General features: G+C 74.1%; 11 protein-coding genes. 8 read left to right on the top strand and 3 right to left on the bottom strand.

The window, feature by feature from the left end:
• Nucleotides 1-135: 135 nt before the first annotated feature.
• Nucleotides 136-537 carry a DUF2795 domain-containing protein gene (locus tag ACZ58V_RS11115; protein ID WP_468183926.1) on the bottom strand — a complete coding sequence of 134 codons (402 nt, stop codon included), beginning with the start codon at nucleotides 535-537 and terminating at the stop codon, nucleotides 136-138.
• A 158-nt stretch (nucleotides 538-695) separates the two neighbouring features.
• Between ACZ58V_RS11115 and ACZ58V_RS11110 the strand changes: the two genes are divergently transcribed.
• The 5 genes from ACZ58V_RS11110 (at nucleotide 696) to ACZ58V_RS11090 (ending at nucleotide 5208) form a co-directional block, all read left to right on the top strand.
• Complete coding sequence (locus ACZ58V_RS11110) at nucleotides 696-887, top strand: hypothetical protein (RefSeq protein WP_471289630.1); 192 nt, start codon at nucleotides 696-698, stop codon at nucleotides 885-887.
• Nucleotides 888-1141: 254 nt separating this feature from the next.
• Complete coding sequence (locus ACZ58V_RS11105) at nucleotides 1142-1936, top strand: RNA polymerase sigma factor SigF (RefSeq protein WP_468183932.1); 795 nt, start codon at nucleotides 1142-1144, stop codon at nucleotides 1934-1936.
• A gap of 142 nt (nucleotides 1937-2078) precedes the next feature.
• Entirely contained in the window at nucleotides 2079-2750 is a 672-nt protein-coding gene (locus ACZ58V_RS11100) for a hypothetical protein (RefSeq protein WP_471289628.1), read from the top strand.
• 152 nt (nucleotides 2751-2902) lie between these two features.
• Nucleotides 2903-4150: an aminotransferase class I/II-fold pyridoxal phosphate-dependent enzyme gene (locus ACZ58V_RS11095; protein ID WP_471289624.1), complete on the top strand. Its 1248-nt coding sequence runs from the start codon at nucleotides 2903-2905 to the stop codon at nucleotides 4148-4150.
• Nucleotides 4147-5208: an MBL fold metallo-hydrolase gene (locus ACZ58V_RS11090; protein ID WP_471289623.1), complete on the top strand. Its 1062-nt coding sequence runs from the start codon at nucleotides 4147-4149 to the stop codon at nucleotides 5206-5208. The genes ACZ58V_RS11095 and ACZ58V_RS11090 overlap by 4 nt, the downstream gene beginning before the upstream one ends.
• Before the next feature lie 67 nt (nucleotides 5209-5275).
• Here the strand turns inward: ACZ58V_RS11090 and ACZ58V_RS11085 are convergent, their stop codons facing one another.
• Nucleotides 5276-5890 carry a DedA family protein gene (locus ACZ58V_RS11085; RefSeq protein ID WP_468186085.1) on the bottom strand — a complete coding sequence of 205 codons (615 nt, stop codon included), beginning with the start codon at nucleotides 5888-5890 and terminating at the stop codon, nucleotides 5276-5278.
• A gap of 35 nt (nucleotides 5891-5925) precedes the next feature.
• Nucleotides 5926-6699 carry an MBL fold metallo-hydrolase gene (locus tag ACZ58V_RS11080; RefSeq protein WP_468183942.1) on the bottom strand — a complete coding sequence of 258 codons (774 nt, stop codon included), beginning with the start codon at nucleotides 6697-6699 and terminating at the stop codon, nucleotides 5926-5928.
• Nucleotides 6700-6782: 83 nt separating this feature from the next.
• On the opposite strand from ACZ58V_RS11080, the gene ACZ58V_RS11075 reads away from it, so the two are divergent.
• The 3 genes from ACZ58V_RS11075 to ACZ58V_RS11065 all read left to right on the top strand — a co-directional run bounded on the left by ACZ58V_RS11075 (nucleotide 6783) and on the right by ACZ58V_RS11065 (nucleotide 9931).
• Nucleotides 6783-7184, top strand: coding sequence for a hypothetical protein (locus tag ACZ58V_RS11075; protein WP_355847889.1), 402 nt, complete (start codon nucleotides 6783-6785; stop codon nucleotides 7182-7184).
• 143 nt (nucleotides 7185-7327) lie between these two features.
• The gene (locus tag ACZ58V_RS11070; RefSeq protein WP_468183945.1) at nucleotides 7328-9400 is read left to right on the top strand and encodes a phage holin family protein; all 2073 of its coding nucleotides are present in this window, start codon (nucleotides 7328-7330) and stop codon (nucleotides 9398-9400) included.
• A 102-nt stretch (nucleotides 9401-9502) separates the two neighbouring features.
• On the top strand, nucleotides 9503-9931 hold the full coding sequence (locus ACZ58V_RS11065) for an OsmC family peroxiredoxin (protein ID WP_468183948.1): 429 nt from the start codon (nucleotides 9503-9505) through the stop codon (nucleotides 9929-9931).
• The last annotated feature ends 107 nt before the right edge of the window (nucleotides 9932-10038 follow it).

Below are 10038 nucleotides of genomic sequence, written 5' to 3'. Positions count from 1 at the left end.
CTCCCCGCGTTTTTCGCCTCATGTTTAACTCACGCCAAAGCCCACCCCCCCCCCCCCCCCCCCTCCCCCCCCCCCCCCCCGCCCCACCCCCCCCCCCCCCCCCCCCCCCCCCCCCCCGCTACCCCCGCGCGGTCACTACGCGTATTCCTCCGGCCCGGTCTCGCGGGCCCGGACCAGGGCCTGGGCCAGTTCCTGGACACTGCCGTAGCGCTCCTGCCGCGGCAGCCGTTCCAGAGCCTCGACGAGGGTGTCGGGCGCCTGGTGGCCGCGCAGTTCGCGGGCGAGCTCGCGCGAGTTCGCGGGGAACGCCTTGCGGCCCAGGATCCGGGCCAGATCCAGCCGCACCGACTCCAGGGACGTCGGCGCACGGCTCGGTGTCACCGGCCCGTACGCGACCTCGGGGTCGTCCTCGGCGGCCGGCTCCGGGTCGTGCCACTCCTCACTGCGCGTGGGGTGCCCGGACCTGAGCAGACCCTGCAGTTCGTGCTTCATCTCGTCGTCCCGGTGGACGCTCAGCCGGTCGCTGCCTCGCTGCATGTCTCCCTCCAGACCTTCGGGGGTCCGCACCGCGTACCCGAACACCGGAAGCCGACACGGGTTCGGCACACCGGATCGCCACACCCGCCCTGGTTTGCGCCACGGCCTGGGGGAGACCCGGGTCACATCCCCCACACCTCCCTGGGGAAGGACCCGCCATGGCGATGCTCGCTGTGCTCATCCCGCTGCTCATGCTCGGAGTGGTGCTCGTTCTGGGCCGGTACGAGGAACTGCTGCTGCCGCAGGAGAACGCCGAACGGCGTGAACCGGCCGGCGTACCCGCACCCGCCGCTTCCGCTGCCGCTGCTGCTTCTCCCGCCCCGGCAGGAACTGCCGCCCCTTCCCCCTGAGGCCCCGCCCGACCTTCTGAGGCCCTGCTCGACCGTCGATCCCCGGTCCGCTTCGGGTCACCCTGCGCGACCGCGGGAAACCTCTCCGGGTTTGCGTGTGAGGGCCCGGGGCAGGCGCCCTTAAGTGCTTCGGACAGGAGGCACGCCCGTGGGAGCGGCGTGAAGCGTCGCCACCGGCGCCCCTGTCCCGCAGCGGATGCGCTCCCACGGTGACGGTCCGAACCAGAGCATCTGCAAGGGAATCGCGACGCATCATGCCGACTCACACGAGCTCGAAGCAGCACCCCCACGACGACGCCCCCGACACCGCCGAGGCCTTCCGCAGGCTCGCCGCCCTCCCCGCCGGCCCGGAGCGCGACGCGCTCCGCGACGAGATCGTCGAGGCCTGGCTGCCCATGGCGGACCGCCTCGCCGGACGCTTCCGCAGCCGCGGCGAGAACCTGGACGATCTGCGCCAGGTCGCGGCCCTCGGCCTGGTCAAGGCCGTGGACCGGTACGACCCCGAACTCGGCAACGCCTTCGAGAGCTATGCCGTGCCCACCGTCACCGGCGAGATCAAGCGGCACTTCCGTGACCACATGTGGACCCTGCACGTACCCCGCCGGGTCCAGGACCTGCGCAACCGTGTCCGGTTCGCCTCGCAGGACCTGTCCCAGACCATCTCCGGCCGCCGGCCCACCGTGGCCGAGATCGCCGAGCACGCGAAGATGAGCGAGGAGGACGTCAAGACCGGCCTGGAGGCGCTGGAGAGCTTCACGGCCCTGTCCCTGGACGCGGAGCTGCCCGGCAGCGAGGACGGGTACTCCCTGAGCGACGCGCTCGGGTCGCCGGATCCCGCGCTTGACACGGTCGTGGACCGGGAGGCGGTGAAGGACCGGCTGGCCGCGCTGCCGGAGCGGGAGCGGGCGATTCTCTACATGCGGTTCTTCTCCGACATGACGCAGAGCCGGATCGCCGAGGAGCTGGGGATCTCGCAGATGCATGTGTCCCGGCTGATCAGCCGGTGCTGCGGGAGGGTGCGGGAGCAGGTCATGCGGGATGCGGTGTAGCGCCGTCCCCGGGGGGTGACGTCCCGCTTCACCCGGTTGGAGGGTGCTGTCCCGCTAATGGGGTCCGGACGCGCGCGGCGGTCCGGAGGGCGGGCTGTGATGGCAGAGGGACATTCTGCCGTCGCCCGAAGGAGTCCCCTCCATGCGCCGCACCGTGCACGCTCTCTCCGTCGCCGTTCTCGCCGGGTCCGCGCTGCTGGGATTCGCACCCGCCGTCTTCGCCGAACCCGCCGCCGAGGTCAGTCCCGCCACCGTCGAGCCCGGGGGGACGCTCACCGTCTCGGTCAGCTGCGATCCGACCGGTGGGCCGCCGCCCGACACCATCGACGCCACCTCGCAGGCCTTCGACGAGGGCACCGTCCCGCTGCGCAAGGTCACCGGCAACGACGACAAGGTGTCCGGGCCCGCCTACCGGGGCACGGCCCGCATCGCGTCCGCCGAGAACTTCGAGGGCGATCCGGACGCCCTCGGCGAGGACTCGGCGTGGACCGTCGACGGCACCTGCCCGGCCGCTCCCGGCGGGGAGGGCAAGGAGTGGAGCGCGACGTTCACGGTGACCCACGGCGGCGGTGGCCACCACAAGCCGTCGCACCGGCCCACACACCGGCCCACCCACAAGCCCTGCCCCGAACAGCACCACACCCACGACCCCGAGTGCGGCGGGGCGGTGATCCAGCGCGGGGTACGGGCCGGTGACGGCGGTGCCTTCACCGACTCCGTGCCGGCCCTGGTCGCGGGCGGACTGCTGATCGCGGGCGCGTTCGGCGCCGCCGCGCACCGGCTGCGCAACCGGGAGAGCGACCCCTACCGCTGACCTGCCCGGGCCCGGCCCGCTCATGCTGTGACCGTCACAACCCGGCGGGTGCCCATGGGGCGGCGGCACCCTGGGTACTCGGTGGCCGAGGGCACGAGCCGCACCGTACGGATCACCAGAACACGGCGGCACCAGGCACTGCGGAGGTACGGATGCGGCGGACGGACCCGCAAGGCCACGGCCCGGTCCGGTTCGGGCCGCCGCTCCCCGAGGACGGGCTGCCGGTCCTGCCGGAGCTGTCCGCGGTACTCGCCGCGGCGGCGTCCCGTGGTGTCCACGAGCCGGTCGGCGGCGGCCCCGCGTTGCGGGAGGCCGCCTGCGGCTACTGGGACCGGCGCGGACTGCACTGCGCCCCCGACCGCGCGGCCGCCGGCCCCGGCGCGCCCTCCCTGCTGCTCGCGCTGACCGCCGCCCTCGGCGGTGACGTCCTGGTGCCGAGGCCCTGCGCGGCCTGGTGGGCGCCGTACGCACGCCTGTTGGGGCGGCCCGCCTTCCATGTGCCGACCCCGCCCGAGAGCGGCGGCGTCCCCGATCCGTACGCCCTGCTGGAGACCGTGCGCCGGGTCCGCGCCGAGGGCGGCGACCCGCGCCTGCTGGTGCTGTCCGTCGCCGACGACCCCACCGCGACCGTCGCCCCTCCCGAACTGCTGCACGAGACCCTCGAAGCCGCCCAGGGGGAGGGCCTGCACCTGGTCAGCGACGAGACCTGGCGCGACACCCTGCACGACCCGCACGACACCGTGCTGCTCAGCCCCGCCGAGATGCTGCCCGACCGGGTCACCGTCGTCACCGACCTGGCCGGTTCCCTGCTCCCGCCCGGCTGGCCCGCCGCCGTGGCCCGCTTCCCGGCCGGCGAGGACGGCGACGGCCTCCACGCGCGCGTGCTCGACGTCCTCACCGCGCTCGACGCCCGCGTCGCCGCCCCGGTCGCCGCGGCGGCCGGGTACGCCCTGGCCGAACCGGAACCCGTCACGGCGCGCGCGGCCGCCACCGTACGCCTGCACGCGCGCCTGGCCGCCGCCGCGCACTCCGCCGTCGTCGCGGCCGGTGCCCTCTCCCGGCCCCCGCACGCCGGCCGGCACCTGTACGTGGACCTCGCCCCGCTGCGCCCCGCGCTGACCGCGCACGGGGTGAGCGACGCACAGGAACTGGAGGACTTCCTCTCCGCCCGCCTCGGCATGCCCGCGCCGGGCGGCCACCGCTTCGGCGACGACCTCGAAGCCCCGCGCGTGCGGCTTTCCACCGGCGCACTGCTGCCCGCCTCCGACCCGGAACGCGCGGAATGCCTCACCTCACCCGCGCCGTTGGAACTGCCGCACGTGCGAGGCGCGTTGATCCGGCTGAAGTCGGTCTTCGACGATCTCCGCGACGAAGCTCAGCGATGGGAGCCTCCTCGATGACGCAGCAGTCCGAGTCGACCACAGGCACGACCACCCAGGAGGCCGACGACCCGGCACTCCCGTCCCCCCTCGCGCCCCCGTACCCGCCCCTGGCCGAACCCCGGCCGCCGGCCGAGCGGAGAGTGTGGCCGCGTACCTTCCACGACCGGCTGACCGCCCCGCTCCCCGGCCTGAAGGCCATCGCCCGCTTCGCCCGCGAGGGCTCCGTGAGACCGAGTCCCGAAGGCCTCGCCGACATCCCCCGGCTCCCCTACGCCCCCGGCCCGCTGCCCCGCGTCGACGCCCGCACCATCGCCGTCACCTGGGCGGGACACGCCAGTTGGGTGCTGCGCGTCGGCGGCCTCACGGTCCTCACCGACCCGGTCTGGTCCCGCAGGATCCTCGGCACCCCCGCCCGCGTCACCCCCGTGGGCGTCCCCTGGGAAGAGCTGCCGCGCGTCGACGCCGTCGTCATCAGCCACAACCACTACGACCACCTCGACGCCCCCACCCTGCGCCGGCTCCCGCGCGACACCCCCGTGTTCGCCCCGGCCGGGCTCGCCCGCTGGTTCCACCGTCGCCGCTTCACCCACGTCACGGAACTCGACTGGTGGGAAGCGGCCGAACTGGGCGGCGTCCGCTTCGACTTCGTCCCGTCCCACCACTGGTCCAAGCGCACCCTCACCGACACCTGCCACAGCCTGTGGGGCGGCTGGGTGCTCACCGACCGGGACGGACAGCGCGTCTACTTCGCCGGCGACACCGGCTACGGCCACTGGTTCTCCCGCATCGGCCGGCGCTACCCCGGCATCGACCTCGCCCTCCTGCCCATCGGAGCCTACGAACCGCGCTGGTGGCTCAGCGACGTCCACTGCAACCCGGAGGAGGCGGTCCGGGCCGCCCAGGACCTGGGCGCCCGGCGGATGGCCCCCATGCACTGGGCGACCTTCGTCCTGTCGGCGGAGCCGGTCCTGGAGCCCCTGACGCGCGTACGAGCGGCCTGGGAGAAGGCGGGTCTGCCCCGGGAAAACCTCTGGGACCTGCCGGTGGGCGCTTCCAAGGTGCTGTTCGGGAGCTGACCTCTCAGGGGCGCGGGGAACTGCGCGAACAACCCGCACTCCGCGAACAACCGCACCCCGAACGGCGCTACCGAACCCGCCGCACCACACTCGGCACCGCGCTGATCACCAAGGTCAGCGCGATCGCCGCCACCACGCCCTCCCACGGCTCATCGAACAGCGCCCCCCCGAGAATCCCGATCAACTGATACGTCACGGCCCACGCCAGACACGCCGGCAGGTTCCCCCGGGAGAACCGCCGCAACGGCCACTCCGCCAGAAGACAGGCCAGCATCACCGGGATACGCCCCGCCGGCACCAGCCGGGACAGCACCAGCACCGCGACACCGTGCGCGGCGAGTTTCTCCCGCGCCTGGGCGAGCCGGTCCTCCGGCGCCCGCGCCCGGATCGCCTCCAGCCAGCGCGAGCCGTTCTTCGACCTCAGCCCGCGCCGCCCCAGCCAGTACAGCGTGGCGTCCCCGAGGAACGCCGCCAGCGACGCCGTCAGGAACACCATCACCAGGGAGAGCGGCGACGTCTGGTGAACGGCGACCACGGCGGCCGAACTCACCAGCGCCCCCGTCGGAATCACCGGCACCAGCGCCCCGAGCAGCACGAGCAGGAAGAGCGTCGGATAGCCCACCGCCTGCTGTGTGGACGTCGGCACGATCGACGCCGGGGTGACGGCCGACGCCGCGAGCAAAGGCAGACCGGCCTGCGCCACGGGCGCGGTCCAGGTCACCGCGCCACCTTCAGGCGCACGCTCTCCCCGTGCCCGAGCCGGTGCACCGCCACGCCGGGTGCGCGCCGGGCCGCCAGCCGTACGAACTCGTCGCCCGGCGCATGGAACTCGTGGGGGCGCACGGCGTCCATCCCGATCGGCCAGTACGTGCCGTAGTGCACCGGCACCGCGCTGCACGGCGCCAGTTGTGCCAGCGCCTCCGCCGCCCGTCCCGCGTCCAGATGTCCCTCGCCCAGGTACGGCCCCCAGCCGCCGACCGGCAGCAGCGCCACCTCGACCGGCCCGACCTCCTCGGCCATCGTGTCGAACAGCCCGGTGTCCCCGGCGAAGTAGGTCCGGGCCTCGCCGGCTATGACGTAGCCGAGCGCGGGGACGCGGTGCGGTCCGAGCGGCAGCCGCCGCCCGTCGTGCCGCGCGGGCACGGCCCGTACGACCACGTCGCCGACCGGGATCTCGTCCCCGGGCGCCATCTCGCTCACCCGCAGGTGCGCGAGTCGGCGCAGTCCGGGCACCGCTCGGCGCGCGCCCCGGGGCACGAGCAGGCGCGTGCCCGGAGCGAGCCGCATCAGCGAGGGCACATGCAGATGGTCGGCGTGCAGATGCGAGACCAGTGCAACGTCCGCGTCACGGGCGCCGGACGGCGGCAGGGCTCCGCGCCGGCGCCGCAGGTGCGCGAGCCGGCGTGCGAACAGGGGATCGGTGAGTACGCGTACGTTCGAGTCCTCGACCGTGCAAGTGGCGTGACCCCACCAGGTGATCTCCACCGGCACTTCTTTGCCTCCTTCGCGCGACTCCCCGAAGCCTACGGGCAGGAGTAGGGTCGGCGGCGAAACCGGAGGTGAGGGGGGACGCCATGGTGCCGGTCCGGGTCACGGCGATCGCGAGTCTGACGCCGTTGGAGGAGCTGGACGACGATCCGTTCCTGGTCGACTCCCGCAGCCAGCACGCGATGTGCGCCCGCTGGGCCGCCGAGCGGGGCTATGTGATCAGCCGGGAGTTACTGGTCCGGGGGCTGCGCCCCGACCACGGCGCCCTCTGGGACGGCGTCCGGCCCGGCCTCGACCTGTTCGTGGCGCCCAGCCGGCGGGTACTCGAGAGCGCGCTCGCGTCCGTGGAGGAGTTCACCGCGGAGTGCGCGAGGCGCGGGGTGCGCGTCGAGACGGTGGGGCACGCCGAGCCGGCGTACGACGCGGCGATGAAGGCGTGCGTACACCGCCGGCTGTCGATGCCGACGGCCGGCTACGACGGACGCTGACGCGGCGACAGCGAAGGCGTGCCTTCGGCCTGGCTCTGCCCTGCTCCGCCTCGGCAGTGCGAGGGACAAAAGGCGTTCCCCGGGCGTTGTGACAGGGTGGACGAGGGCCCGCGGCGGCGGGCCGGGACGTGAGGTGGCTGGGCGTGCGGGGCGTGCGGTGGCGGCGGGTCGCCAGTCAGATAGGGCGGAGCGTCGCCGTGTGGGCGGTCTCCACCGTCACCCTGCTCCTGCTCGCCGGGATCCTGCCGGACTTCCGGCTCCGGTCGGCGGACGGCGACAGCGCCACCGACATCGCCGTCACGGCCGCGTTCGGCGCCGGCGCCTTCGGTCTGCTGTCGGCCGTGGTCTGGCCGCTGCTCGTCCGGCTCCTGCTCCTCGTACCGGCGCTCGTGCTCGGGCTGCTGGTGTTCTTCCTGAACGGCGCGCTGCTGCTGCTCGCCCTGCGTCTCAACCCCGCCGAGCGCGGCGCCGCCGCCCCGGAGACCGCCGTCGTGGTCGCCGCCGTGATGTCCGCCGTGGCGTCCGCCACCGGCGCCGCCCTGGCCGTGCGCGACGACGACGCCTACCGCCGCAGGCTGTACCGCCTCTCCGACCGCCGCCGCCGGTCCGGACCGCCCAGCCCGTCCAGCCCCGGCACGGTGTTCCTCCAGCTCGACGGCGTCGGCCACGACGTCCTGCTGGACGCGGTCGGCAAGGGCCTGATGCCCACCGTCGCCCGCTGGCTCGACTTCGGCGACGGCGGCCGCTGCACCCACCGCCTCACCCCCTGGCGCACCGACTGGTCCAGCCAGACCGGCGCCAGCCAGCTCGGCATCCTGCACGGCAGCAACCACGACGTCCCCGCCTTCCGCTGGTACGAGAAGGACACCCGCGAGGTGGTCGTCTGCAACCGCCCGACCAGCGCCGCCGAACTCCAGCGCCGCGCCGTCGGATACGCCGGGCACGGCGGCCTGCTCGCCGTCGACGGCGCCAGCCGCGGCAACCTCTTCAGCGGCGGCGCCGAGCAGCAGGCCCTCGTGCTGTCCATCGCCGCCCGCCGCCGCAGCCGCGAGAACCGCTCCCGGGCGGGCTACTTCGCCTACTTCTCGGATCCGGCCAACGCCGTGCGCACCGCCCTGTCCTTCGTCGCCGACGTCGGCCGGGAGATCGGCCAGTCCACCCGGGCCCGCCTGCTCAAGCAGCGCCCGCGGGTCTCCCGCGCGGGCCTCTACCCGTTCGTGAGGGCCTTCGCGACGGTCGTCGAGCGGGACGTCGTCGTCGCCTCGGTGACGGGCGACATGCTCGTCGGCCGCACCGCCGTCTACGCCGACCTGGTGGCCTACGACGAGGTCGCCCACCACTCCGGCCCGGCGAGCCGCGACGCGCAGAAGGTCCTGGAAAGCCTCGACCGGTCGCTGGCCCTGATCGAGAACGTCGCCGAGCACGCCCCGCGCCCGTACCGGATCGTCGTGCTGTCCGACCACGGCCAGAGCCCCGGCGAGACGTTCCGCTCCCGCTACGGCCTCACCCTGGGCGACCTGGTACGGGCCGGCTGCGGACTGCCCGTGTCGCGCAGGGCGGAGCGCACCCGCAGCGGGGCGGAGGCCCGTGCCGCCGTGCGTGCCGCCCTGCGCATCCCGGTCGAGGAGGGCGGCGAGCGGCATCGCCCCGCGCGCCGCTCCGAGCCCATCGTGCTGGCCTCCGGCAACCTCGGCCTGGTCTCCTTCCCGGACGTCACGCACCGGATGAGCAAGGAGGAGATCGACGCCCGCCACCCCGCCCTGCTGCCGACCCTCGCCAACCACCCCGGTGTCGGCTTCCTGCTGGTCCGCAGCGACGAGCACGGCGGCGTCGTCCTCGGCGCGAACGGCGCCGAGATCCCGCTGGCCGGTCTCGACGACGACCCGGGCCCGCTCGCCGCGTTCGGGCCGGGCGCGGCCGACGCGGTGCGCCGTACGCACTCCTTCCCGCACACCGCCGACATCATGGTCAACTCCTTCCACGACCCGGCCGACGGCGAAGTCCTCGCCTTCGAGGAGCAGATCGGCTCCCACGGCGGCCTCGGCGGCGCCCAGGGCAAGCCCTTCCTGCTGTCCCCGCTCGTCCTCTCCGCACCGGTGGCGGACGGGGCGGAACTCGTCGGCGCCGAGCACGTCCACCGTGTCCTGCGCCGCTGGCTGCGCGAGTCGAACGGCCCTCAGGTGCCGTTGGAGAGCAGCGAGGAACGCGCGGCCTGAAATTCGGCGCGTGCGCGGACGCGGCGCCACGGGTGTGATCGGATGGGGGAAGGGGACCCGGAGACGGGCCCCACAGCGAGTCCGTACGCGAAAGGAAGAACCGTGGCTACCACGCGCTCCGCACACACCGTCTGGGAAGGCAGCCTGCTCGAGGGCAACGGCGTCGTCACCTTCGACTCCTCCGGTGCGATCGGCGAGCAGCCGGTCACGTGGGCGTCGCGCGCCCAGGAGGCGAACGGGAAGACCAGCCCCGAGGAGCTGATCGCCGCCGCCCACTCCAGCTGCTACTCCATGGCCTTCTCCAACATCCTGAACAAGGCCGGGACGCCGCCCACCAAGCTCGTCACCTCCGCCGACGTCTCCTTCCAGCCCGGCGAGGGCATCACCGGCATCCACCTCACCGTCGAGGGCACCGTCCCCGGCATCGAGGAGGCGGCCTTCCTCGCCGCCGCCGAGGAGGCCAAGGTCGGCTGCCCGGTCAGCCAGGCGCTGAAGGCCACGCCCATCACGCTGACCGCCAAGCTCGCCTGACCGGACACACCCCCGTCGCGCGGGCCGCCCACCAGGGGCGGCCCGCGCGTCGTCGGTTCGCCACCCGCGGCCGGGGTAGGAACCAGACGCTCTCGAACCGACGGGCC

It is taken from the genome of Streptomyces sp. NPDC040589, from assembly GCF_055594445.1.
This window is presented reverse-complemented; position numbering and strand designations above follow the sequence as displayed.